This window comes from Leucobacter fengyongliangi (genome assembly GCF_052386045.1).
The window spans coordinates 1,715,579-1,740,778 of the sequence record NZ_CM126356.1; the positions used below are offsets into that span (position 1 = coordinate 1,715,579).

The window sequence follows — 25,200 nt, forward strand, 5'->3', positions numbered from 1 at the left end:
ACCGTCCTCTCTCAGTTCACTCGTTTGCCGAGTGAACTGAGATTCACACTACTGAATTGCGCAGGATTCCGATTCCCTCAATTTCAACCTCGACCACATCTCCCGACTCAAGTGGACCAACTCCTGCAGGGGTGCCAGTCAGAATCACATCGCCCGGCAGGAGCGTGAACGCCTGTGACGCGTGTGCAACGATCTTCGCAATGGAGTGAATCAACTGAGCGGTTGAGCCGCTCTGGCGGACCTCACCGTTCACTCGGGTCTCGATATGCGCGTCGGAGAGATCGAGATCGGTTTCGATTACCGGCCCCAGCGGGCAGAAGGTGTCGAAGCCCTTAGCTCTCGCCCATTGACCATCCTTCACCTGCAGGTCCCGGGCGCTCACATCGTTTGCGCACGTGAATCCGTAGACCACCTCGAGTGCACGCTCCTCCGGAACTTCCTTCGCGACGGCTCCGATGATTACCGCAAGCTCACCCTCATGCTCAACCCGCTGAGAGATGCTCGGGCGAATAATCGTGTCATCGGGACCGATCACCGAGGTGTTGGGTTTGAGGAACAGAAGGGGCTCTTCGGGAGCCTCACCTCCGGTCACGTCTTTCATTTCCTCGACGTGGGCCAGGTAGTTCTTTCCGATGCCGATGATCTTCGATCGTGGGATCACGGGCGCGAGGAGCTTGACATCTTCAAGTCGAAAGCGGCGCCCGGTAGTCTCATACCCGGCGACCATCGGGTCTGCGACGAGTTCGACAAGCTCGACACCGTCACCGTGCTCGGCGTGATCGAGCACTCCGAAAGTGATTGCGTCGTCGGTACGAAAGCGCGCGACCTTCATTCCGTTGTTCCCCCAGTCACAACCCGGGACACCCAGCCGAACCGATCCTCGACGGTGCCGAACTGAATGCCCGTGAGTTCCTCACGCAGCGACATCGTGAGTTCACCCGGAGCTTGGTCGCCGAAATCAACGAGCACCCCTCGCTCGCTTTCCAACCGGGCAATTGGGGTGATCACTGCCGCAGTGCCACACGCGAACGCTTCGACGATCGATCCGTCAGCTACGCCCGCCTGCCACTCGCTCACCGTCACTTCCCGTTCCTCAACTTCTCGCCCATGATCCTTCGCGAGCCGGATGAGACTGTCGCGTGTGATTCCCGCCAGAATATTTCCGTTCAGTCGGGGTGTGATCAGGGTGCCATCTGCGCGCACAAGGAACAGATTCATCCCGCCCAGTTCATCGATCGTGTCAGGAGTATTCGAGTCGGTGAAGAGTACCTGCGCACACCCATGTTCTTGTGCGACACGGGTGGGGAGGAGCGAGGCTGCGTAGTTGCCTCCGCACTTCGCAGCTCCAGTGCCTCCGTGCCCGGCTCGGGAATGGCTCTCAGAGAGCCAGATCGACACCGGCTTCACACCGCCGGTGAAGTACGGACCAGCCGGGCTCGCGATTACCATGAATCGAGCGCGTTCCGCAGCACGCACCCCGAGGAAGCTCTCATCGGAGATCATGAATGGGCGAAGATACAGACTCTGGTCCGAGCCCCTCGGTACCCATTCGGCATCAATCGCAATCAGTTCGTTGACCGCGCGGACGAAGAGATCCACTGGTAATTCGGGCAAGGCAAGTCGCCGCGCGCTCTCGTTCAACCGCTTTGCGTTTGCCTCCGGTCGGAACGTGACGATGTCGCCGTTCGGGTGTCGGTACGCCTTCATCCCTTCGAAAATCTCTTGCCCGTAGTGCAGCACAGACGATGCCGGGTCCATGGGAATGGGCCCGTAGGGCACTACCTCTGCGTCATGCCAGCCAATTTCGCGATCCCAGATGATGGAGACCATATGATCGGTGAACCGCTTCCCGAATCCCGGATCTTCGAGGATCGCGAGTCGCTCGGCCGCGGGCAGCCGACTGGCCTCGGTATGTGTAAACGTGAGATCGGTCATGACGAGTGCTTTCTGCCGAGCAAAGCGGCGATGCTAGTGATGCGTAGGGGTTTAAGCGTCAGCGGGAAGTGATTTTCGCGATGATGGCATCGCCAATGTCACGGGTGGATCGCGGAACGCTCCCCCGCGTCGCGAGATCCTCCCGCACCGCGTCGCGCACCCGGTCGCCGAGTTCTGGGAGCTCCAAGTGGTCAAGCATGAGGGCCGCGGAAAGGATCGCCGCGGTCGGATCAGCGATCTGCTGTCCAGCGATGTCAGGGGCGGAACCGTGCACCGGTTCGAACATGCTGGGAAACGATCCAGTGGGGTTGATGTTTCCCGATGCGGCAAGGCCAATACCTCCACCGATCGCGCCAGCGAGATCGGTCAAGATGTCACCAAAAAGGTTGTCTGTCACGATGACGTCAAAACGTGCCGGGTCTTGCACCATGTGAATAGTCGCGGCATCGACGTGCATGTAATCGACGGCGATTTCTGGGAAATCCGCGGCCACCGCCCGCACAATGCGTTGCCAGGTCGATCCAGCATGGACAAGGACATTGGTCTTGTGCACCCACGTGAGCTTTCTCCGAGGGCGACGGGATGCGGTCTCGAAGGCGTAGCGAACGACGCGCTCCACACCAAAGGCGGTGTTGACCGAGACCTCCGTCGCAACCTCGGCGGGCGTGTTCGGGCGCAGCCGACCGCCGTTACCGGCATACGGCCCCTCGGTCCCCTCACGAACGACGACAAAATCGACCTCCCCCGGGTTCGCGAGTGTGGAAACGACTCCGGGGAACAGCTTGCACGGGCGCACATTTGCGTAGTGGTCAAAGTCGAAACGTAGCTTCAGGAGAAGGCCACGTTCAATATTTGCGTCTTTCAGGCGAGGGTCGCCGGGCACCCCTCCGACTGCACCGAACAAAATGGCCTCATGCTCCGCGAGCCTCGCCTGCTCGCTTTCAGGAAGCGTGTCGCCAGTGCGAAGGTATCTTTCCGCCCCAAGCTCGAAGAACATGCGATTGAACGACACCCCTGTGCCAGCTACGACGGCGTCAAGCACTCGATTCGCCTGCTCGATCACCTCCGGCCCGATGCCGTCGCCGGGAATCACTGCAAGCCGAATGCTGCGGGTCACTGGGGCTCCTTATCGCTCACTATTCTCAGCGCAAAGCGGCGCGCTGAAGCATGACCTAGCCTACTCCCGCGTCAGAGGGCGGTAGGCTAATACTCGCTCGCGCGAGTGGCGGAATTGGCAGACGCGCTGGATTTAGGTTCCAGTACTCTCGGGTGTGGGGGTTCAAGTCCCCCCTCGCGCACCAAATTGACTGACATCTATCAGCGCTGGGACTGTGTGTGTCCCCTATCTCGCTCATGCGAATAGTCGTGTCCGTCCCCCCGAAAACTCGGCGATTTATACACACGCTCCAGGGATCTCGACGCTTGCATCTCATCGCCGGCGGCCCCACTTGAAGGGTCTCTATTTCAAATTCAGATCGCACACGATTTCGTGTATATCTTTATGCGTGATGTTTGGTGCGATCGTGCGAACAGGTTTCGAGATTGTCAATTTTAAGTCAGGCACCGCAATCAAGGGAGCTTGCACCATGATCCAAATCGTTATCGCCTTGGCGTTAGTCGTGCCCGCTTTTCTGTCTATAATCAATTTAGCATAATAATATTATTAGTCCGACAGTGTCGTCAGTCCCGACCTGTCAGCCGTGATTCGCGAAGGGCGAGGACGGAGTTACCGCCGCAGAGTAGCGGCAGACGGGAGCACGACCACATGGCCGACACCTCGACCACCACCGACGAATACACGGGTGTGATCAGCGTCGATTCAGCGGAGGCCTCCTTCCGTAATCGACTCGGCCAGTTCAGCTCCCGATACGCCGTGGTCGGCGTCTGGATCGCACTCGCGGGGCTCTACGCCGCACTGATACCGCAGACCTTTCTCACCCAGGGCACGTTCCGAACAATCTTCGGCAGCCAGCAGAACCAGGCGCTTATCTTCCTGACTGCAGCCCTGCTCTGCACCATCATCGTGGGCGAATTCGTCGACATGTCGGTCGCCTCAAACTTCGGTCTCGCCGCCGTCACCGTGTCGGTGCTCAATGTCAATCACGACTGGAACGTCTGGATTGCATCGGTCGTCGCGATCGTCGTCGCGACCGTGGTCGGAGTGGTCAACGCCTATCTCATCGTCAGGCTGGGCGTAAACACGATTGTGGTTACTCTCGGTATGGGAACCTTCCTTCTCGGCGTAGGGCTCTGGGCCACCAACATGACCACCGTGTTTGGTCTCCCGAAGGACTTTTCGCAGATCACCCTCTTCACTGTGTTTGGCCTTCCTGTTGGCTTCTTTTATGGCCTGATCTTGATGCTGATCTTTGCCTACATCTTGAGGTTCACCCCCCTCGGACGCAACATGCGCTTTGTGGGCGAGAATCGCGAGGTGAGTCGGCTCGCTGGGGTTCGCGTGACGAGAATCCGCTTTGGCGCCTTCGTCATGGCCGGCCTCATCGCTGGTATCGGCGGCGTGCTGGCAGCGGCTGGAACCGGCGGCTTCGACGCGGGTGTCTCGCAGATGTACCTGCTTCCGATCTTCGCGGCGACATTCCTAGGTTCGGCGGTGCTCCAGCCAGGTCGTTTCAACCCCCTCGGCACCCTGATCGCCATATTCTTTCTCTCGACCGGCGTCCTGGGCCTCCAAATACTCGGCGCGCAGGGATGGGTGCAACAGGTCTTTTACGGAGGGGTGCTCGTCATCGCCGTGACCATTTCCACCATCCTCGGTCGGCGATCCCGCTAGCCACGCAAACCTTCATTTCCTCAAAACCCACCGTTGTCACAAAGGAGAGACACATGAAGATCACCACCACCAGGGGCGGCCGCCTCCGCTCGCTCGCTGCCGCCGGCACCGTCGCCGCGGCACTCGTACTCGTCGGTTGCTCGAGCGGGGATGCCGCCCCGGAGGAAACCACTGAGGAGACCACCACGACCGAGGGTGGGTCGGGGCTCGAAGCACAGCTCGCCGAGTTCATGGCACTGCAGGACGAATACGACATGCCGACTGAGCCCATCAAGGATGGCACGGTGCTCGAGGGCAAGACGATCCACTACATCCCGATCACCAACTATGCACCCCAGTTCGCACTGACTGCGGCCGTGCTCGAAGAGGCGGTCTCCGCCGTGGGTGCTTCTCTGACTGTGTGCGATGGTGGCGGCAACCCCACCACCATCGGCAGCTGCGTGGACACCGCGCGCAATGATGCGAACGTGGGTGCCATCATTACTGACGGCTTCTACTACGGCATGGCGGCAAACGCCCTGAACGCCGCACAAGAAGCCGGCGTTAGGGTCATCTATGGCAACCAGTTCTCCGAGGATGCGTTCCCCGAGAGCGAGACACAGGCGAACGTGAATTCACCCGGCACTGAGATGGTCACCGAGTTGGCCACCTGGGTCGCAGTCGATTCAGAGGGTGCGGGCAATTTGCTCTTCGTGCGCAGTGCGGATGGCCCCGGAACGCAGAAGTTCGCTGATGAAGGTCTCGCGCAGCTCGCCACCGATTGTCCCGACTGCACGGTCACGACCATCGACATCACCACGGCGACCCAGAATCAACTGGAGGGTGAACTGAACACCAAGCTCCTGCAGGATCCCAACATCCAGTACGTGGCACCGCAGTTCGCGCAATACCTGCCGATCGTCATCCCGGCGACCCGCGCTTCGGGTTCACAGGCTCAGATCGGCACCACTGCTGCCACCCTCGGCGCGTTGCAAGCTGTTGCCAACGGCGACGTTGCCGCAGCTTCCGGCCAGTCGGCTCCATTCGGTGCCTGGGCCTTTATCGACAGCGCCCTTCGTTTGGCAAACGGGCAGGACATCTACCCGTACGTGATGCCGACCCGTCTCTTCACCGCTGAAAACATCGGTGACGTAGATGTCAGCGAAGGCGCCGAGGCCTCGGGCGAGTGGTTTGGCCCCGACTCCTTCAAGGACGACTTCAAGTCGCTCTGGAGTGTCAAGTGACCCAACCGCTCTCACCGGAGACCTCTCAGGGGCGGGTGCTTGCACCCGCCCCTGAGGGCACCCCCCGTCTGCAGGTCGAAAACCTGTGGATGACATTCGGAAGCACCCGCGTATTGCGGGATGTCGCAATTGACGTGCGACCCGGAGAAATTCACGCGCTCATCGGCCAGAACGGCTCGGGTAAGTCCACCGTCGCCAAGGTCCTGACAGGCCTGTACACGCCGGATGCCGGCACCCGCGTCGCTGTCGACGGCCACGACCTGAGCCTTCCCGTGCACCCCACTGAGTCGAAGCAGCGCGGCGTCGCTGTCGTTCACCAGAGCCTCGGCCTGGTCGACAGCCAGAGCGTGCTTGAGAACGTTCGGGTGGGCCGTCTGCGGGGGCACGGGCTCTGGCGTAAAATCAACTGGAAAGAGGAGCGTGCTGCCGCGCTGGAGGTGTTTGAACGGCTTGGTCGATCGATTCCTCTCGATGTTCCGGTCGGTTCACTGAGGGAAGAGGACCGCGCGACAGTCGCAATCGCTCGTGCGGTGCAGGACGCCAAGCCCGGTACTGGCCTCATTATCTTCGACGAGTCCACTCGCGCTCTCGGGCGCAAGTCGCTCGAGCACTTCTTCGAGATCCTCGACGACATCGTGTCCACCGGAACCGCCGTGCTCATGATTACGCATCGTCTCGAGGAAGTTGTCGACGCGGCTGACCGAGTCACCGTGCTTCGCGATGGACGCGTCGTGGAAAGCGGCAAGGTCGTCGAGGGAATGAGCGAAGCAGAACTCACGAAGCTCATGTTGGGACGAAACCTCGCGGATCTCGAACACGACAGTGTTATGAGCATCGACCGCAGCGCCACTCCGGTTCACGTAGGGGGTCTATCTGGTGGCGGGATCCGGGGCCTTTCGCTCGATATTTTCCCCGGTGAGGTCGTGGGCATCACCGGGCTTGCCGGAGGTGGCTTTGAGGACATCCCCTACCTCCTCTCTGGGGTATCTCCCGCCAGATCTGGCACCCTTGAACTCCCTGGCCGCACGATCGACGTGACCAAGCTCACACCGGCCGACGCGATCGACTCGGGCATCATGCTCGTGCCTGAGGGCCGTGAGCGCGGCGGTCTCGCGATGGGGATGACCGTCGCGGAGAACGCATCCTTCCCGCAGAGTTGCCGTTCTAAGCGGCAACTCCTCCCCTTCGACTCGAAGCGCGAACGCGCACTGGTACAGGACTGGATCGTGCGCCTTGACGTGCGCCCACCACTGCCAGATGCTCCGGTCAACACGCTGAGTGGTGGCAACGCCCAGAAGGTTGTGCTTGCCAAGTGGCTGTCGATGACTCCCCAGTTGTTCCTCTTGCATGAGCCCACTCAGGCCGTAGATGTCGGTGCGAGACACACGATCGTCGCTGCCGTGCGTGGTGCCGCTCGAGACGGCGCTGCCGTGCTCGTTGCCGGGTCGGATGAAAACGAGCTTGCGCTGTTGTGTGATCGCGTCATCATCGTCTCTGACGGGGAGATCCGTCAGGAGATCCGCGAGGACATCACCCCAGACACCATCGTCGAGGCGATCTACACGAATACCTCTCGAACGAAGCTGCGCCAGCGGACCGGGGCAGTGCAGGTAGTCTCCGAATCGGAAGCTCTCTAGGTCAAGGTGGTGGAGCGCAAGCGAGCCCCCCATATTTGAACAGGGGGCTCGCTTGTCTGGCTTGGTTCGTCACCAGCCCTCGGTGAGCACCCGGTCGAGCGCCGCGACCACGAAGTCTGCGCTCTCTGCACTCAGCGTGAGCGGCGGCTTGACCTTCAGCACGTTTGAACGCTCGGACGTGGTGAGCACGATCACTCCGAGTTCACGCAGCCGTTCGCAAATCGCCGCGGCCTCCTGGGTCGCGGGTTCCAGCGTTCCGCGATCCCGCACCAGTTCGACACCCAGGTAGAGCCCTTCACCGTGGATCGGCCCGACGATCTGGTGCTTTTCGGCGAGCGCACGGAAGCCGTCCGCGAGGCGACCCCCGACGATGCGCGCGTTCTCCTGCAGTCCCTCGTCGCGCATCGCATCGAGCACCGCGATGCCCACGCGGCAGCTCAGTGGGTTTCCGCCGGCGGAGGAAAAGAACTGGCCCTGAGTGGCAAGGGCATCGGCGATCCGCTTGGAGGTGATGACACCGCCGATCGGGAAGCCATTGCCCATCGGCTTCGCGATGGTGACGATGTCGGGAATGACACCCGACTGCTCGAATCCCCAGAAGCTTGACCCCATTCGGCCAAAGCCAACCTGCACCTCGTCTGCGATGCACAGGCCTCCCGCCGCCCGCACGCGCACATAGACGTCGGCGAGGTATCCCTCCGGAAGCACGACACCGCCGGCATTGCCGAGCACCGACTCGCAGATGAATGCCGCGACATCGCGCCCGGCTTCGGCGAGGGCCTGCAGGTCGTCGCCGAGATCCGCCGCGTACCGTGGCCCCGTGCCCTCGCCGCGGTAGGTGCCGCGGAACCGGTTGGGCACGTCGGAAACGTGTACCCAGTCAGGACGGTTCTGCAGCGCAAAAGGGTTGTCGTAGGCGGAGGTGGTTACCGCGTCAGATGCCATGGTCCAGCCGTGATACGCCTCGCGCAGCGCCACAACGGTCTTACGACCAGTCGCCGCCTGCGCCAGCCGCAGAGCGAGATCGACGGCCTCTGATCCGCTATTGACCAGCAGCACCGTATCGAGGCCTGAGTTCTGCGGCAGCAGCGCGAGCAGCCGCTCACTGTACTCGGCGAGCTCGCGGTAGAGAAAACGGGAGTTCGTGTTCAGGATGCGGATCTGGCGATTAACCGCATCGGCCACTCCCGGATGCCCGTGACCGATGCCGGTGACGTTGTTGACCATGTCGATGTATGCGCGGCCGGTCGTGTCGATCAGGTGATGCCGCCAGCCCCGCTCGATCTGCATGGGGCGCTCGTAATACCGCTCCTGCGCCGAGGCAAAGATGTGCTCGCGGCGGAGCTGCTCATCGGCCGCCTCGTCGCGCTGCGCAAGCGTGGGAAGCCCGAGAAACGATGCCGGGTCGTGAGTAAATCGACGCCAGGCTGGCACCCGATCGGGCAGAGCGAACGTCGGTGGGGCAGGTTCGGCGGTCGTCACCCGAAGCGGCGCATCTGCCCGGAGGAGACTCACCGTGATGGGACGAGCTTTCGCGGATCGTGCGAGCGATCCGATGCCCGCCCCTGCGCGGAGTACCGTACCCGGGCGCACGTCAGGCAGCACCCCCGCGATCTGCAAGAGCCAATCGACATCAACCTCAAGCGTGATCGCGTCTGCACTGACCGATCTCACTCGCGCATCGACCGGCGCGGTCACCTCGAGGGCGGCTCCCCCGGCCACCCAAATCTCCGTGAAAGATGGCCAGGTGGCGGCTGGGTCGGTTGCGTCGACCACCGTGCGAGTGAGCCGGTAGACGCCGTAAGGGAATACCGCGGCGTCTGCGCCACCCGCAAGTGCGTCTGCCACGAGGCATGACTCTGCGTTTCCCGCCATCCACTTCCCCGCGTCAAGGGTCTCGGATTCGACCCCCGGGTCGAGAATGCGCACTTCCCCCGTGAGACCGGGAAGCATCGCATTCAGCGGGCGGCCTCCCGCTCCCGTGGGAGTACTCACCGCTGCGAGGCCCGCACCCGCCGCGCGGCCGGGAAACCCCAGCCGTGCGAGCACAAGTTCGGTGACCTCGGCAAGCGGCACCGTGGTGGCGGCATCGAAGATCGCCTGCTCCCCCGCGACCCGGTCACGCGCGTACGCGTTGTCGCCGTCGATCTCCAACTGCCGCCATCCGCTCGCTACGAGCACGGTCGCGCGGAGCACGACCAGCGGCCAGAGTGCACGGGCTTCCGCGAGCGTCAGCGGAGCAGATTCATGGAACGCCGCAATCGTCTCGAGTGCCCGCAGGGGCCGTGCGGGTTCGTGATGCAGCATCGAAGCCACCGTGACCGCGAGCTCTGCCACACGCCACCCGTAGGCGAGGTCACCGAGGTCGAGCACGGTATGCGGGTGCAGTCGCGAGTCGTCACCGCGCCGACCCATGACGTTGTCGTCGGTGAGATCGCCGTGGATCGCCTGCACGGCAAGCGCTTCGGCGACCTTCGCAAGTTCCCGTTGGGCATCCTCCGCTGCGTCGAGCACGCGAGCGCGCAGCGCGTGATCCGCTATCGACGCAGCCAGTTTCAGGGTCTCGGCATGCGCCACCCGCATGTCCCACATGTGGGCGCGGTCAAGCCCGGGGTGGCTGAGGCCTTCGAGCGCCTGCACCGATGCGGCGGCGAGCGCACCGAACTCCGCGAGCACCCCCGGGGCGAGGTATCCATGATCGACCATGGCCTCACCCGCCGCAAACTCGCTGCGCCGCACGGCGAAGTCGCCAAAGCGCTGCGTCAGCTCGCCATTCAGACCCGGCAGCACCGAGGCGACCGCCACACCAGCCGCACGATAGGCCTCGAGTGCCGCGTGCTGACCGTCTCGTGCCTCATCACCGAAGACCGGGTTGTCGACCCGCAGCACACTGCGGGTGCCGTCCGGCTCCTCGAGGAGGAAGTTGCGATCCTGATTGCTCCCGAGCTCGGTCGCCACCACGGTGAGGCCGTAGCGTTCGAGGGCGATGCGTTCGGCCTCGGCCTCGGTGACGGCTGGGCGGATCAACCCACCCGTGATCTGCTCGGTCATTGCGTGTTCCTTCTCGGTGTCTCGGCAGTGTGCGTTACTGCGCGGTGAGTTTCTGGATTTCTGGCGCAAGCGCGGTGAACGCGCGTCGCCGGTGCGACTCGGCATCCTTCTCCGCAGGGCTCAGCTCGGCAGCCGAGCGCGTCTCTCCGTGAGGCAGAAAGACGGGGTCGTAGCCAAATCCTCCCGCACCCGCTGGCTCGCGAAGGATCGACCCGGCCCATTCCCCACGCACCACCCGCTCACTCCCGTCGGGTGTCACGAGCGCCGCAGCACACACGAAGGCAGCGCCGCGATGCCCATCGGCGATGTCGCTCAGTTGCCACAGCAGGAGCTGCACGTTCGCCTCATCGCTTCGGGCGGGACCCGCCCACCTGGCAGAGAAGATGCCGGGGCTGCCGCCGAGCACGCCGACAGAGATTCCTGAGTCGTCGGCGAGCGCCGACAGACCCGTGTGTGATGCCGCCGCGCGTGCCTTAATCAGGGCGTTCTCCTCGAACGTCACCCCGGACTCGATTGGCTCTGGCCCGTCGTACCCGATGAGCTCGATGCCGGGCACCAACGGCGCAAGGATTCTCCGCAGTTCCTCGAGCTTGTGAGCGTTGTGCGAGGCGAGCACGATTCGCGTGGTCACAGCGAGCCTTCGAGCGCCGCCCGCTGCATCTGTCGGAGTTCGGCAGTGGATACCAGCGCCAGGTCAAGCAGCGCGTCGAGTTCAGCGCGGTTGAATGGCGCGCCCTCCGCAGTGCCCTGCACCTCGATGAAGTCGCCCGATCCAGTGACGACCACATTCATATCGGTCTCGGCACGCACGTCCTCGACGTATGCCAGGTCGCTCATCGGCACACCGTCAATGATGCCGACGGAAACCGCCGCAACGCTGTCGGTGAGGGGCACTGCCTTCCTCGCGATGTGGCCAGCGGCACGCGCCCACTCGATCGAATCGGCGAGTGCGACATAGGCTCCCGTGATCGCCGCCGTGCGTGTGCCTCCATCGGCCTGCAGCACATCGCAGTCGATGACCAGGGTGTTCTCTCCCAGGGCCTTCATGTCGACCACTGCCCGCAAGCTGCGGCCGATCAGACGTGAGATCTCGTGAGTGCGTCCGCCGAGTTTGCCCTTCACCGATTCACGCTGCATGCGTTCATTGGTGGATCGCGGGATCATCGAGTATTCGGCCGTCACCCACCCCGTGCCCTTGCCACGAAGCCACGGCGGAACGCCCGGGGTGAACGAGGCGGTGCACAGCACACGCGTATCGCCGAAGGAAATGAGCGCGCTCCCCTCGGCCTGCTTGCTCCACCCGCGCTCAATGGTCACTGGGCGCAACTGCGATGCGGTGCGCCCGTCGGCGCGGTTTGGCTCACTCATAACACTCTTTCGGTTTGTCTTTCGCAACACGTGGATCCGTCGACAGCTGGAGGATCAATACCCGATCCAGACAGGGAACAACAGGCAGGATTCGGCCCTATTGTGGCAGTTGAATGGCACCCGTGTGGAGCAGATCGACCGATTCGATGCCAATGCCAAGCATGCGCCGGGCAAGTTCAACAAACTTCGCCGTGTCTGCGCCGGTGGCCTCGTACCTCAGGCTCGGCTCCCCAGCCGCGGGGTCACGCAGGAGGTCTCGCTCGGTGAGCACCCGGTAGACCTCTCGCGCGGTCTCGATGTCACTCGAAACCAGCGCAACGTCGGCACCCACGACCTGACCGATCGCCCCTCGCAAGAACGGGTAGTGGGTGCACCCGAGTACCAGGGTGTCGATGTCGTGTTCGACAAGCCCTGAGAGGTACTCGCGGGCGATCTCGAGCACCTCGGATCCACTGGTCTGCCCAGACTCCACGAGTTCGACAAAACGAGGACAGGCCTGGGTCGAGAGCGAGATCTCGGGGCGCATGCTGAACAGGTCGTCATACACGCGCGACTGGATCGTGGTCTGCGTGCCGATGAGACCCACGCGCCCATTGCGGGTAATCGACATTGCGCTTCGTACCGTCGGGCCGATCACCTCAACGACCGGTACGTCATAGCGTTCGTGCGCGTCGCGCAGCATTGCGGCGCTCGCCGTGTTGCAGGCAATGACCAGCATCTTTACGCCCTGGTCGACGAGCCCATCGAGAATCTCCAGAGAAAAGCGTCGCACCTCGGCGATCGGACGCGGTCCGTAGGGGGTGTGGGCGGTGTCGCCCACGTAAATCATCGATTCACCAGGCAGGAGATCGCGAATGGCCCGGGCGACGGTGAGCCCACCGACTCCCGAGTCAAATACTCCGATCGGCGCGTCGTTCGCAGTTCCGTGCGTGCTCACCACATCAGCCTATCGCTTGGGCCCTCGGACGTTCGGGCATCAGTGAATCCAAGACCTCCGGTGAAACTCGGTGAGCCCGTGCTCACTGATGCCCAGGTAGTGCGCCTGTGCCCCGTAGCCCTTGTTGGAGTCCCAACCGTAGTGGGGATGCGCAAGGTGCGCCTCCCGCATGACGGCGTCGCGATCCACTTTTGCCCGCACCGATGCCGCGGCCACACTCGCACAGCCTCGATCGGCACCCACCCGCGTGCGCACGGTGAGCGGCGTACGCAGAGCGGGGGTCAGCCAGTCATGGGAACCGTCGACCAGAATCAGCGCCTGTTGTACTGCAACCCCCGAGCCGTGCAGTGAGAGCAGCGCGCGTCGGGCCGCCTCGCCCAACGCCCAGATGATCCCCCGTTCGTCGATCTCGGCAGCCGAAGCATACCCGACCGAACCTGCACCCCATTCGGCCACAAGTGGCGCCAGGGTCTCCCTGCGCTTCGCGCTCAGGAGCTTCGAGTCGCGAAGCCCCTCGGGGAAGCCCAGCGTGCCAGCAACGACGGCGTGCACACCCACCGCGACGGGACCCGCAACCGCCCCTCGCCCGACCTCGTCTACCCCGATGACGAGCGGGACTCCATCTTCGAAACAGGAAAATTCGAACTCCAGCGTGGGCTCTTTCGAGACGTCACTCGGGGGCATCGGCCTCGCCCGTGGAAGACTCGTTCGTTCCCGAAGTCTCTGCCTTGGCAGCCTCGGAAACTCCGAGGAAAGTGTCGGGATAGTTGCCCAGCACACCAAAACGATCGAGCGGCCAGTTCAGCACGAACGCACGACCAACAATCTCTTCCTCGGAAACGAAGCCCTTGCCCGGTTGATCCTGGTTGTACCGAGAGTCACGACTGCTGTATCGATTGTCGCCCATCACCCATACCGAGCCGGTTGGCACCACCACGTCGAAATCCATCTCAGAGACGCGGGTGATGCCGTCAGGAACGACGACATACGGCTCGGTGAGCGGCACCCCATTCACCGTCACCCGACCGTCCGCATCGCAGCACACCACATGGTCGCCCCCGATACCGATTACCCGTTTAATGACGTAGTCGGCGCTCGTGTCTGCGGCGAGTCCGACGGTCTGCAGAAGCTGTTCGATTGGGCCGGGAGTGGCACCCGTCACGCTAATCGGGAGGTTCAGCCACCCACCCGGGTCTCGAAACACGACGACGTCACCACGCTGCACATCGACGAGTTCAGGAACGAGTTGATTCACCAGGATGCGATCGTTCACCTCGAGCGTTCGTTCCATGGAACCTGAGGGAATATAGAAGCTTCGGACGAGGAAGGTCTTCAAGAGAAACGACACCACGAACGCGACGAGCAAAATGATGAGCAGATCTCGGAGGAACCGCAGAATGCCGCCACCGAAGGTGCGTTCGGCGCTGGCTGGTACATCGGTCATGAGGCTCCGGGAGTTCGGTCGACGAGCGGGATGCGAGGCCGCGAGACGCTGCGATCCACTGTATCGATAAGTGGATGACTCCCACTGGGAGGTCTCAACACGCACTCAGGCTCCCACCCGAAAACCGGGGGGAGCCTGAGTGCGTCTCAAGGGGGCGACTAGAAGTCGCGCTTCTCCTTGACCTTGGCCTTCTTGCCGGTGAGGCTGCGCAGGTAGTAGAGCTTCGCGCGACGGACGTCGCCGCGGCTCACGACCTCGATCTTCTCGATCGCTGGGGTGTGCACGGGGAACTTACGCTCGACACCCACCTGGAAGCTAATCTTACGCACGGTGAACGTCTCGCGTACGCCCTCGCCGTGGCGGGAAATGACGATGCCCTGGAACACCTGAATACGTGAACGGTTACCCTCAACGATGTTGACGTGTACCTTTACGGTGTCACCGGCGCGGAAATCGGGAATGTCGCTCTTCAGCGACGGGGCATCGACCAGGTCGAGCTTCTGCATGATTGTCTCTCTCTGCGCCCGCCGCAAGTCGGCACGCAAATGAATAGTGGTGAAAGCTAAGTGTGATTCACGGTGTGTGCGGACCCTCGCGGCAGTGCCGCACCGTGGCACAAGTGTCTATTATGCCACAAATTTTGGGTGTGGACCGACTCTTAGGCTTCGGGCGGAAGCAGCTCGGGGCGCACCTGGCGCGTGCGCTCGATCCGCTGCTCGTGACGCCACGCAGCGATTGCGGCGTGATTGCCACTGAGGAGCACTTGCGGCACGTCGCGGCCTCGCCACGACGGCGGCTTCGTGAAGCTCGGATATTCGAGAAGCCCGTCTTCGTGGGACTCCTCAACGAGGCTCTCAGGATTTCCGACGACCCCGGGCAAGAGGCGCCCGATCGCCTCGATCATCGCAAGGGTCGCGACCTCACCACCGTTGAGCACATAGTCGCCCAGACTCACGAGCCGCACGCGACCGCGGTCAGCGTATTCGTCGACGACGCGCTGGTCGATGCCCTCGTAGCGCCCGCAGCCAAATATCAGATGATGTTCTGTGGCGAGTTCGCGGGCCATCGCCTGAGTGAACACGTCGCCCGCCGGTGAGGGAAAGATGATGAGCGGCTCGGCGGATCGGCCAGCCGGTTCTGCAACCGAGTCTGGTTCAGACGCAGCTTCGGTATGAGATGCGGCAAGGATCGTGTCAAGTGCTGCACCCCAGGGCTCGGGCTTCATCACCATGCCGGCACCACCACCCGTCGGGGTATCGTCGACGGTGCGGTGCCGGTCAAAGGCGAAACCACGGAGGTCGTGCACTTGCACGTTGAGGAGGCCGCGCTCTTTCGCCTTGCCGAGCAGCGAGAGTTCAAGCGTGTCGAAATACCCCGGGAAGATCGTCACGATGTCGATCTTCATACCGTGTCGGCCCCTTCGGTCGAGGACTCGCTCGACGTGCCGGCCCCCTCCTGTTGTGCGCTGTCTTCGGGCAGTTCTTCGAATAGCCCCTCCGGTGGGGTGACGGTCACGATCCCCGTTTCTAGATCAACGCTGGGCACGATTGCCTCGACGAACGGCACCAGCACGATACCGTTCGCCGTCTTCACTGCGAGCAGATCTTGCGCCGGAAAATGCTGCACCTCAGCCACGGTGCCCACCGAGACACCGTCGCGACGCACGTCGAGACCCTTGAGTTGATGGTCATACCAGGCATTTTCTTCTTCGCCTGCTTCGACCGCAGCCTCATCAATCCAGAGAATCGCCCGCACAATACTCTCGGCAGCGGAACGATCGGCAACTTCTGCGAAGAAGCCGACGGGAACCCCGTTGAACCAGCGCAGCTCGCGCAGCACGATGGTGCGGCCAAACCACTCAGAATCGTCGGGAACCTGGAGGTGAAACACTGCCCCGGGAACGAACCGCAATTCGGGATTGTCCGTGTAGAGCTCGAGCTTAATTCCACCCTTGAGCCCATGCGGCTTGGTCAAGCGGCCAACGCGCAAGCTCCCCGGCCCCTCTGAGGGACGGGGAGCTTGCGCGCGCTTGGGTGCGTCAGACATTACGCACTTTCGTTCGCGTCGGTATCGACCACGTCTATGCGCACGCGACGACCTTCGCTCATCGCGCCGATCACCGTGCGCAGCGATTGTGCGGTGCGACCGCCGCGACCGATCACACGACCGAGATCGCTCGGATGCACGCGCACCTCAAGCAGCTCGCCACGCGCAGTGTCACTACTTTCGACGCGCACCTCGTCAGGATGTTCAACGACCCCCTTCACAAGGTGCGTCAGTGCCGCAGCCAGCGATACCGCCACAGTCTTACGCCTCGGTCGTCTCGGCCTCTACGGCCTCGTCAGCAGGAGCTTCGACGGGGGCCTCTGCGGGAGCCTCGACTACCTTTTCAGTCTTGGGGCGAAGCACAGGCTTCTTCGAGGCGTTGACCTCAAAGACAGGCTTGGGCTCGACTGGCAGCACCTTCGACTCGGTGTCACCCTTGCCGGTGAACTTGCCCCAGTCGCCGGTCAGCTTCAGGATCGCGGCAACCTGCTCGGTCGGCTGCGCGCCAACGCTCAACCAGTACTGCGCGCGCTCGCTGTTCACCTCAATGAACGAGGGCTGCTCGGTGGGATGGTACTTGCCGATCTCCTCGATCACGCGACCGTCACGCTTGGTGCGCGAGTCGGCAACGACGATGCGGTAGTAGGGTGCGCGGATCTTACCGAGACGCTTGAGGCGAATCTTGACTGCCATGAGGGCTCCTTCAACATGTGTAAACGACGCCGCGCCAAAGTGACGCGGAAGCCTGACGCGCAGTGTGCGCGAACCGATCAATCCTCCCATGAACTTGGTGGAAATGCAATTTATGTCGCGACCTGGGCTTTTATGACCATTCCGCACATCAAAGTAGTCTGGAGCCCCACGGCACACCCTGGAGGCACCGATGTCGATTGCGTTCGCAACGTCCCCTCGATCCACGCTCGGGATCGAGTGGGAGTTGGCCCTGGTCGACCGCAACACCCGCGCCCTCTCGTGCGTGGCTCCCCGGATCCTCAGCGACCTGCGGAGCCAATATCCGAGCAACGCGTTTCCGCACTTGGCAAGTGAGCTGCTCGAGAACACCGTCGAACTGGTTACGGCACCCCACGCACGGGTGTGCGACGCGACCGCGGATCTGCGTACCCTGGCTGGCGCAGTGCAAACGGTTGCGGCGGATCACGGCGCGACGCTGATCGGCTCGGGAAGCCATCCGTTTAGCCGTTGGGAGGAACAGACCGTCACCCCGAGTGAACGATACGACCGCTTCATCGAACGCTACCGCTGGTGGGGCAGGAACATGCTCATTTGGGGCGTGCACGTGCACATTGGAGTGGATCGCAAGGATCGCGTGGTGCCGCTCATGCACGCACTCCTTGCCCATCTCCCCCACCTGCTTGCTCTCTCCGCTTCCAGCCCCCTGTGGGCCGGCGAAGCCACCGGGTACGCGTCCAATCGCACCCTCATGTTCCAGCAGCTTTCGACGGCCGGACTCCCCTGGGATTTCGACGAGTGGTGCGATGTCGAACGGGTGCTCGCTGACCTCGCAAAGACGAGCATTATCGCGGAGCCAACGGAAGCCCGCTGGGACATTCGACCGGCGCCACGCTGGGGCACTATCGAGGTTCGCGCGTGCGATGGCGCATCGACGCTCGCGGAGATCGGCGCTCTGGCTGCGCTCGCCCAGTGCATGACGGAGCATTTCCAAACCCTCCTCGACCGCGGAGAGAGCCTCCCCCGCCTCCAGCCCTGGTTCGTGCGCGAGAACAAATGGCGCGCAGCGCGCTACGGTCTCGATGCACACATCATCGTCGATAGGCACGGTTCGGAGATGCCGCTGCGAGCACACCTGAGCGAACTGGTCGCCGCGCTCACCCCCATCGCTCATCGCTTGGGCTGCGCCGCCGAACTCGCGGACGTCACTCGCGTGCTGCGATCCGGCAGTAGCGCCGAACGTCAACTGGCTGTATTTGAGGCGCACGGACGTGGACCCGAGGCTCTCCGGGCGGTCGTTGACTCACTCATCGGAGAGTTCGAGCATGGCCTGGCGCTGTAGCTAGCGCAGCCCCTTGCCCAGCATCTGCTGCAGTTGCGCCAGGTCTTGCTCCGAGGGCGCAGCGGAGGTACCGCCGACCCCAAACCCTGACCCCGCGGGAGCGGATCCCGCACTCACAGAACCCAGTTCTGCCTGCTGAGCACGCTTGGCCGGGTTGCCGGATCGGGACGATCCCTTCTTCTTTGCCTGGGGCTTCTTCTTTCCACCGTGTCCCATTCCCGGCATGGGACCCATACCGGGAATCTGTGGCACACCCCCGCGCGCGACCGTCTTCATCATTTTCGCAGCCTGCTCGAAGCGCTGAACCAGCGAGTTCACCTCAGTGACGGTCATCCCTGATCCCTTGGCGATGCGGAGCCTACGCGATCCGTTGAGGACCTTCGGGTTCTGTCGCTCCGCTGGCGTCATCGACTGGATGATTGCCTCGGTGTGGATGATCTCACGCTCGTCGAAGTTCTCGAGCTGTTCCTTCATCTTGCCCATGCCTGGCAGCATGCCCATCATCTTCTTCAGGGACCCGGCACCACGCAGCTGCTGCATCTGCTTCAAGAAGTCGTCGAGCGTGAACTGATCGTTCGCGATCTTATCCGCTACCTGACGTGCCGCATCCTCGTCGAAGGCCTGTTGCGCCTGTTCGATGAGGGTGAGCACGTCTCCCAAATCGAGAATTCGACTGGCCATCCGGTCGGGGTGGAAGGGTTCAAAATCCGCAAGCCCCTCGCCCGTCGAGGCAAAGAGGATCGGGCGCCCGGTGAGGCTCCGGATCGACAGGGCCGCACCGCCGCGGGCATCTCCATCGAGTTTCGTGAGCACCACGCCCGTGAAGTCAACGCCTTCCTGAAACGCCTGTGCGGTGGCAACCGCATCTTGGCCGATCATTGCGTCGATCACGAAGAGAACCTCGTCAGGGTTCGTCGCCTTCCGTATGTCTGCTGCTTGGCGCATCAGTTCGGCATCAACGCCGAGTCGGCCAGCCGTGTCGATAATGACAAAGTCGTGCAACTTTGTCTTCGCCGCGGCAACACCCTGTTTCGCGACCCGCACCGGGTCGCCCACTCCGTTGCCTGGCTCTGGAGCAAAGATCGCGACACCCGCCTGCTCGGCAACCACCCCGAGCTGGGTCACCGCGTTCGGTCGCTGCAGATCGCAAGCCACCAGCATCGGGGTGTGCCCCTGATCCTTCAGCCACTTGGCTAACTTGCCCGCCAGCGTCGTCTTACCCGCGCCCTGCAGGCCCGCCAGCATGATGACCGTGGGGGGATTCTTAGCGAACTGCAATCGGCGCTGCTCGCCACCGAGGATGCCGATCAGCTCCTCGTTCACGATCTGCACCACTTGCTGCGCCGGATTCAGCGCCTTGTTCACCTCGTCTCCGAGCGCTCGCTCGCGCACCTTCGCGGTGAAGGCTTTCACCACTTCGAGCGCGACGTCGGCCTCAAGCAGCGCGCGGCGGATCTCCCGCACCGTGCCGTCAATATCTGCCGCAGAGAGCTTGCCCTTGGTACGAAGGTTCTTGAAGGTGTCGGTCAGACGGGCCGAGAGGTTTCCGAAAGTTGCCATGGTGGCTCAATTCTAGCGGGGTGTCTCCACGGTCACCCGATGAGCTGCTGTGCAAAGACGTGCGGGGTGAAGCCGGTGAGGTCGCCGATCCCTTCGCCCTGGCCAATCAATTTGATGGGAAGGCCCGTCTTCTGCTGAACCGCAAGCACAAATCCACCCTTTGCAGACCCATCGAGCTTCGTGAGAACGAGACCCGTGACTCCGGCGTGCTCGATGAATGCCTCCGCTTGGGCAAGCCCGTTTTGGCCGGTCGTCGCATCAAGCACGAGCAGCACCTCGGCAATGGGTGCCTGCTTTTCAATCACTCGTCGCACTTTCGAGAGCTCATCCATCAGGCCACCTTTTGTCTGCAGGCGTCCGGCGGTGTCGATGATCGCAACGTCGTACCCCTCACGGATGGCACGCTCGACCGTCTGGAACGCCACGGAGGCCGGATCCTGACCGTGCTGCTGCGGCCGCACAATGTCGACGCCCGCGCGCTCAGCCCACGTTGCGAGCTGCTCAACCGCGGCCGCACGAAATGTGTCTGCGGCACCCACGACGACGCGTTTGTCGAACGTTGTCAGGTACTTGGCGAGTTTGCCAATGGTGGTTGTCTTTCCCACCCCGTTGACTCCGACGACAAGCACCACAGCCGGGCGCTCAGACAAGCGCAGGGTCGGATCAAAGCTTGCGAGGCGAGCCTCGATCGCCTCGCGCAGCATCCGGCGCAACTCTTTCACCTCGGTCACCCGGTGCCGTTCGACCTCCGCGCGCAAGTCATCGAGAACCGACTCGGCAATGTCAGGCCCGAAGTCGGCGGAGATGAGTGCCGTCTCCAAGTCATCCCAGGTATCGTCGGTGATCTTCTCGGTGCCGCCTTTGAGGCCGCGGAACACGTGTGCAATTGACCAGGATCGCTCAGCCATAAGTCGAGTGTATCTGTCAGCGCTCACCCACAAATTTGGTTGTCATATCTGAGGGTATATTCCCGTTTGGTTACGAAGCCCTGCTAGGAGTGCGGTTTTCACCTCTCGCCGCGTCGATACTCCGCTACGCTTCTCACTATTCGATGCGCCTGCGTAATGTGGCCGGGCGCGTAAGCCAACGGAGGTACCGTGACCGGAACAACGGCCCTATCCGTCCGCACAAGACGCCCGCTGAGCATGGCCCTGCTGCTTGGGATAGTCCTCGCACTCCTCAGCGGTCTCTTCGTCGCCACACCGGCTCTCGCGTTGGAATGCGTACCCGACGCGAGCACCGGGTGCGTGCAAGGCATCATCAAAGGCACCGATGGATCGCCAGCTGCGGGAGTGAAGGTGTCGCTGAGCGGCGGCTCTGAAAAGCAGTCAGTTGAGACCGATGCCGAGGGTAAGTGGGTCTTCGCTGTCACTGCGGCTGGCACCTACACCGTGACGGTCGATGGAGACACACTTCCCGATGGGCAATACTTCAAATCGGTCGATAGCCGCGAGGTGACGGTTGAGCTGAACAACCTCGCGAGTGCACTCTTCCCGCTGAGTGACGATCCCGAGGCCTCTGCGGCGAGCGCAGCGGCCGAGAGTTCAGGGTCGTCTGCCGGATCCTCATCCGATTTCTCGTGGCCCAGGTTCTGGCAGCAGTTTGTTTCCGGCATTCGGATGGGACTCCTCATCGCACTCGCTTCGTTGGGCCTCTCACTCGTGTTTGGCACGACCGGGCTCAGCAACTTTGCCCAGGGCGAGATGGTGACGCTCGGTGGCCTCCTCGCCGCACTCTTCATGACCTTTACCGGAAATCTCTGGCTCGCGGCAATCCTTGCGGTGGCGGCATCGGCAGCGTTCGGATGGGCCCAAGACAAGGTGCTGTGGAAACCACTCCGTAAACGCAGGCTGAGCCTGATGCAACTCATGATCGTGTCGATCGGCCTCTCGATTACCATGCAGTACCTGTTCCAGTTCTTCTTCGGTTCCAGCGTGGTGCGCATCGACACCGCGACCCCGTCTACATTCACTCTCTTCGGGGTCACCCTCACCGTGCAGTCATATCTGGCAATGGGCGTCTCTCTCATCGCGATCATTGCCGTCGGCCTCGGTCTCACATTCACGCGATTCGGCCGCGCCACTCGAGCAATTTCAGACAATCCTGCGCTAGCTCGCGCTTCAGGCATCGATGTTGACCGCGTCATCAACTTTGTTTGGATCGTTGGAGGTGGCCTGGCTGGCCTCGCCGGGGTCTTCTTTGGGCTCGTCTTCAACGGCCTGACGTGGTTCACTGGCGGTCAGATGCTGCTGCTGTTCTTTGCCGCGGTCACTCTGGGTGGGCTGGGAACCGCGTTCGGGGCGTTCGTCGGTTCGATGATCATCGGCATGATGGTCGAACTCACCAACCTCTGGCTGCCTGGCGACCTCAAATTCGCGACTGCACTCTTACTTCTCATCCTGATCCTGTTGGTTCGACCACAGGGCATTTTCGGTCGCAAAGAGCGGATCGGCTAGGAACATCTCATGGATTTCTGGACTGGACTTCTCACAAGCCTGCTGCAGACGGCCTTCTCGCCGACGACCGCGGCCTTTGTGCTCGCAGCGATAGGTCTCAATATTCACTTCGGGTTTACCGGCCTGATGAACATGGGACAAGCCGGATTCATGTTGGTCGGCGCCTATGGCTTCGGTGTCTCCGTCGTGCTCGGGGCGGGATTTTGGACCGCGATCCTGATCTCGATGGTCGCGGCGATCATTTTCGCACTGATCCTCGGTATCCCCACGCTCAAACTTCGGGGAGATTACCTCGCGATCGTGACCATCTCGGCGGCCGAGATCCTGCGAATGATCGTTCGGCTCGCGTCACTGCAAGACGTGACAGGAGGTCCTACAGGACTCGCCGGATCGCAATATCGGCACGTCTTTACCGCTTTGTCGCCACTCCCCGAGGGAAAGACAACCTTCCTCGGCCTGACCTACAACAACACGGGCATTGACGATTGGTGGACGAGGATCGTCGCGTGGTGCCTGGTTGCACTCTTCATCCTGATCACATGGTCTCTCATGCGTAGCCCCTGGGGTCGCGTGCTGAAGGGTATCCGCGAGGATGAAGACGCGGTGCGAAGCCTGGGCAAGAGCTCGTACGCATACAAGATGCAGGCGCTCATTCTCGGCGGTGTGCTCGGTGCGCTGGGCGGCATCGTCATGGCCCTGCCAAGCGCCATGCAGCCCGATTCAATGGGGCGCCCAGCTACCTTCAATCTGTGGATGATCATGTTGCTGGGTGGCGCGGCGACCATCTTTGGCCCCCTCCTCGGCACGCTGATCTTCTTCATCGTCCGTTTGCTGCTGACTTCACTGGCTGGTGAGTTTGTACCCTCGACCCTCTTGAATGCGCAGCAGACTGAGCAACTCGCCTGGATCCTCATCGGCATTTCGCTCATGTTGCTGGTGATATTCAGACCGCAAGGAATACTCGGGAACAAGAAGGAGCTGTCGTTCAATGTCTAGTGAGCAGAGCTACCCCTATGATCGCCAGGCGCTCCGCGCACGGCTGCGCACCCTCGATCAGGTTCCCGGTGTCGCAAAATTCGACCCGATTCTCACAGTCGATCATATTGAACGTCGCTTCGGCGGAATGACCGCTGTACATGTGGAACACCTTGAGGTTGAACGAGGAGCGATTACCGCACTCATCGGACCCAATGGGGCGGGGAAAACAACCTTCTTCAACCTCATCACTGGGTTTGACCAACCCTCGAACGCGAGGCGACTGATCGGTGGCGGCGACGCAAGCTGGTCATTCAACGGGAAGACAATGACTCGCACAGCCGCGTCTCAGGCGGCCCGTGCGGGGATGGTGCGAACCTTTCAACTCACCAAAGCGCTGGGTCGAATGACTGTGCTTGAAAACATGCTGATTGGCGCGAACAATCAGCCGGGCGAGAACCTTCTCGTGGGGTTGTTCAAGCCGCTCTGGGTGAAGCGAGAAAAGGAAAACATCGAGCGGGCCGAAGAACTTCTCGCTCGCTTCAAACTCGACACCAAGAAGCAGGATATGGCGGGAGACCTGTCGGGCGGTCAGAAGAAACTCCTTGAAATGGCACGCGCGTTGATGTCAAACCCCGCCATGATCATGCTCGACGAGCCAATGGCTGGCGTAAACCCAGCCCTCACGCAGAGTCTGCTCGATCACATTCAGGCACTGCGCGACGAGGGCACCACCGTGCTGTTCGTCGAGCACGACATGCACATGGTGCGGCACATCAGCGACTGGGTGGTGGTCATGGCACAGGGCGAGCTCATCGCCGAGGGGCTGCCCGAAGAAATCATGACGAGCTCCGCTGTCGTCGACGCGTACCTCGGGGCACATCATGACCGAGATCTCGGCGACGATGACGTGCTCACGACCGGTGTGATCCGGGCGATTACCCAGGAAGTCAAGGAGGAATCGCGATGACAGATCAGCCGCTCGTGGTGAAGGCCGACAACGTCACCGCAGGGTATCTGCCCGGAGTCAACATTCTGAACGGTTGCTCGCTTGAGGCATACCGGGGAGAACTCATCGGAATTATTGGGCCCAACGGTGCCGGAAAATCGACGCTCCTGAAGGCCCTCTTTGGGCTCGTAGATATTCGCGAGGGAACAGTCACCCTCGACGGAGAAGATGTGACGAATCAGGCAACGAATCAGCTCGTGCGCAAGGGGGTCGGGTTCGTTCCGCAGACGAACAACGTGTTCCCCTCCTTGACGATTGAAGAAAACCTACAGATGGGACTTTTCCTGAAGCCAAAGGAGTTTCAGTCTCGCGTCGCGGAAATGTGGGATCTGTTTCCGATGTTGGCCGAGCGTCGACGGCAGCGCGCTGGCTCCCTATCCGGCGGAGAGCGGCAGTCCGTCGCCATGGCGCGCGCACTGATGATGGATCCGAAGGTGCTGCTGCTGGACGAGCCCAGTGCGGGCCTTTCTCCCGTGCGACAAGATGAAACCTTCATCCGCACCAGGCAGATCAACCGCACGGGAGTCACTATCATCATGGTCGAGCAGAATGCACGCCGCTGCCTCCAGATCTGCGACCGCGCCTACGTTCTCGATCAGGGCAAGAACGCCTACGAGGGGCCCGGTCGCGAACTCGCAAACGATCCCAAGGTCATTGAGCTTTACTTAGGCACGTTGGCCGCAGATGTCGAGTCTGAGGCGAGCAAAACACAGGCGGATGGGTCGCGCGAGTAGGG

24 protein-coding genes and 1 tRNA gene are annotated in these 25,200 nt (G+C 62.1%); 9 read left to right on the plus strand and 16 right to left on the minus strand.

Annotated elements, in window-relative coordinates; genetic code table 11:
* Positions 1–43: 43 nt before the first annotated feature.
* Genes ACTNFK_RS08205 through ACTNFK_RS08215 form a run of 3 tightly spaced genes read right to left on the minus strand, consistent with a single transcriptional unit; the run spans position 44 to position 3,052 of the window.
* Positions 44–832, minus strand: a complete 789-nt coding sequence (locus ACTNFK_RS08205; RefSeq protein WP_435937355.1) for a fumarylacetoacetate hydrolase family protein — start codon at positions 830–832, stop codon at positions 44–46.
* Complete coding sequence (locus ACTNFK_RS08210) at positions 829–1,935, minus strand: branched-chain amino acid aminotransferase (protein WP_435937356.1); 1,107 nt, start codon at positions 1,933–1,935, stop codon at positions 829–831. The genes ACTNFK_RS08205 and ACTNFK_RS08210 overlap by 4 nt, the downstream gene beginning before the upstream one ends.
* A gap of 58 nt (positions 1,936–1,993) precedes the next feature.
* Positions 1,994–3,052: a 3-isopropylmalate dehydrogenase gene (locus ACTNFK_RS08215; protein WP_435937357.1), complete on the minus strand. Its 1,059-nt coding sequence runs from the start codon at positions 3,050–3,052 to the stop codon at positions 1,994–1,996.
* A 99-nt stretch (positions 3,053–3,151) separates the two neighbouring features.
* Here ACTNFK_RS08215 and ACTNFK_RS08220 point away from each other — a divergent pair.
* The 4 genes from ACTNFK_RS08220 to ACTNFK_RS08235 all read left to right on the plus strand — a co-directional run bounded on the left by ACTNFK_RS08220 (position 3,152) and on the right by ACTNFK_RS08235 (position 7,586).
* Positions 3,152–3,236 (plus strand) — tRNA-Leu (locus ACTNFK_RS08220).
* 464 nt (positions 3,237–3,700) lie between these two features.
* The gene (locus ACTNFK_RS08225) at positions 3,701–4,726 is read left to right on the plus strand and encodes an ABC transporter permease (RefSeq protein ID WP_435937358.1); all 1,026 of its coding nucleotides are present in this window, start codon (positions 3,701–3,703) and stop codon (positions 4,724–4,726) included.
* 53 nt (positions 4,727–4,779) lie between these two features.
* Positions 4,780–5,949, plus strand: coding sequence for a sugar ABC transporter substrate-binding protein (locus ACTNFK_RS08230; RefSeq protein ID WP_435937359.1), 1,170 nt, complete (start codon positions 4,780–4,782; stop codon positions 5,947–5,949).
* Positions 5,946–7,586: a sugar ABC transporter ATP-binding protein gene (locus tag ACTNFK_RS08235; RefSeq protein WP_435937360.1), complete on the plus strand. Its 1,641-nt coding sequence runs from the start codon at positions 5,946–5,948 to the stop codon at positions 7,584–7,586. Before ACTNFK_RS08230 ends, ACTNFK_RS08235 begins: the two co-directional genes overlap by 4 nt.
* A gap of 69 nt (positions 7,587–7,655) precedes the next feature.
* On the opposite strand, the gene ACTNFK_RS08240 is transcribed toward ACTNFK_RS08235, so the two are convergent.
* The 11 genes from ACTNFK_RS08240 to rpsP form a co-directional block, all read right to left on the minus strand.
* Entirely contained in the window at positions 7,656–10,637 is a 2,982-nt protein-coding gene (locus ACTNFK_RS08240; protein WP_435937361.1) for an aminotransferase, read from the minus strand.
* Between the two features lie 34 nt (positions 10,638–10,671).
* Positions 10,672–11,268, minus strand: coding sequence for an RdgB/HAM1 family non-canonical purine NTP pyrophosphatase (gene rdgB / locus ACTNFK_RS08245; RefSeq protein ID WP_435937362.1), 597 nt, complete (start codon positions 11,266–11,268; stop codon positions 10,672–10,674).
* Positions 11,265–12,005, minus strand: coding sequence for a ribonuclease PH (gene rph, locus ACTNFK_RS08250; RefSeq protein WP_433646973.1), 741 nt, complete (start codon positions 12,003–12,005; stop codon positions 11,265–11,267). Before rph ends, rdgB begins: the two co-directional genes overlap by 4 nt.
* A 97-nt stretch (positions 12,006–12,102) precedes the next feature.
* Positions 12,103–12,942 (minus strand): glutamate racemase, encoded by an 840-nt coding sequence (gene murI / locus ACTNFK_RS08255; protein WP_435937364.1) that lies wholly within the window; start codon positions 12,940–12,942, stop codon positions 12,103–12,105.
* 39 nt (positions 12,943–12,981) lie between these two features.
* On the minus strand, positions 12,982–13,626 hold the full coding sequence (rnhB, locus tag ACTNFK_RS08260; RefSeq protein WP_435937365.1) for a ribonuclease HII: 645 nt from the start codon (positions 13,624–13,626) through the stop codon (positions 12,982–12,984).
* A complete protein-coding gene (gene lepB / locus ACTNFK_RS08265; protein WP_435937367.1) occupies positions 13,613–14,386 on the minus strand; it encodes a signal peptidase I in 774 nt (257 codons plus the stop codon). The genes rnhB and lepB overlap by 14 nt, the downstream gene beginning before the upstream one ends.
* A 158-nt stretch (positions 14,387–14,544) precedes the next feature.
* Complete coding sequence (gene rplS, locus ACTNFK_RS08270) at positions 14,545–14,892, minus strand: 50S ribosomal protein L19 (protein WP_435937368.1); 348 nt, start codon at positions 14,890–14,892, stop codon at positions 14,545–14,547.
* Positions 14,893–15,044: 152 nt separating this feature from the next.
* Positions 15,045–15,791 (minus strand): tRNA (guanosine(37)-N1)-methyltransferase TrmD, encoded by a 747-nt coding sequence (trmD, locus tag ACTNFK_RS08275; protein ID WP_435937370.1) that lies wholly within the window; start codon positions 15,789–15,791, stop codon positions 15,045–15,047.
* Positions 15,788–16,432: a ribosome maturation factor RimM gene (gene rimM, locus ACTNFK_RS08280; RefSeq protein ID WP_435937371.1), complete on the minus strand. Its 645-nt coding sequence runs from the start codon at positions 16,430–16,432 to the stop codon at positions 15,788–15,790. Before rimM ends, trmD begins: the two co-directional genes overlap by 4 nt.
* Complete coding sequence (locus ACTNFK_RS08285) at positions 16,432–16,689, minus strand: RNA-binding protein (protein WP_435937372.1); 258 nt, start codon at positions 16,687–16,689, stop codon at positions 16,432–16,434. Before ACTNFK_RS08285 ends, rimM begins: the two co-directional genes overlap by 1 nt.
* 4 nt (positions 16,690–16,693) lie before the next feature.
* Positions 16,694–17,125: a 30S ribosomal protein S16 gene (gene rpsP / locus ACTNFK_RS08290; protein ID WP_433646982.1), complete on the minus strand. Its 432-nt coding sequence runs from the start codon at positions 17,123–17,125 to the stop codon at positions 16,694–16,696.
* 190 nt (positions 17,126–17,315) lie between these two features.
* Between rpsP and ACTNFK_RS08295 the strand changes: the two genes are divergently transcribed.
* Complete coding sequence (locus tag ACTNFK_RS08295; protein WP_435937374.1) at positions 17,316–18,464, plus strand: glutamate--cysteine ligase; 1,149 nt, start codon at positions 17,316–17,318, stop codon at positions 18,462–18,464.
* Here the strand turns inward: ACTNFK_RS08295 and ffh are convergent, their stop codons facing one another.
* Together ffh and ftsY are read right to left on the minus strand one after the other, a co-directional pair.
* Positions 18,465–20,024, minus strand: a complete 1,560-nt coding sequence (ffh, locus tag ACTNFK_RS08300; protein ID WP_435937375.1) for a signal recognition particle protein — start codon at positions 20,022–20,024, stop codon at positions 18,465–18,467.
* Positions 20,025–20,056: 32 nt separating this feature from the next.
* Positions 20,057–20,932 carry a signal recognition particle-docking protein FtsY gene (gene ftsY, locus ACTNFK_RS08305; RefSeq protein WP_435937376.1) on the minus strand — a complete coding sequence of 292 codons (876 nt, stop codon included), beginning with the start codon at positions 20,930–20,932 and terminating at the stop codon, positions 20,057–20,059.
* Between the two features lie 189 nt (positions 20,933–21,121).
* Here ftsY and ACTNFK_RS08310 point away from each other — a divergent pair, with 189 nt between their 5' ends.
* Genes ACTNFK_RS08310 through ACTNFK_RS08325 form a run of 4 tightly spaced genes read left to right on the plus strand, consistent with a single transcriptional unit; the run spans position 21,122 to position 25,198 of the window.
* Positions 21,122–22,480: a branched-chain amino acid ABC transporter permease gene (locus ACTNFK_RS08310; protein WP_435937378.1), complete on the plus strand. Its 1,359-nt coding sequence runs from the start codon at positions 21,122–21,124 to the stop codon at positions 22,478–22,480.
* 9 nt (positions 22,481–22,489) lie between these two features.
* Positions 22,490–23,476: a branched-chain amino acid ABC transporter permease gene (locus tag ACTNFK_RS08315; RefSeq protein WP_435937379.1), complete on the plus strand. Its 987-nt coding sequence runs from the start codon at positions 22,490–22,492 to the stop codon at positions 23,474–23,476.
* A complete protein-coding gene (locus tag ACTNFK_RS08320) occupies positions 23,469–24,425 on the plus strand; it encodes an ABC transporter ATP-binding protein (RefSeq protein WP_435937380.1) in 957 nt (318 codons plus the stop codon). Before ACTNFK_RS08315 ends, ACTNFK_RS08320 begins: the two co-directional genes overlap by 8 nt.
* The gene (locus ACTNFK_RS08325; protein WP_435937381.1) at positions 24,422–25,198 is read left to right on the plus strand and encodes an ABC transporter ATP-binding protein; all 777 of its coding nucleotides are present in this window, start codon (positions 24,422–24,424) and stop codon (positions 25,196–25,198) included. Before ACTNFK_RS08320 ends, ACTNFK_RS08325 begins: the two co-directional genes overlap by 4 nt.
* Positions 25,199–25,200: the final 2 nt, after the last annotated feature.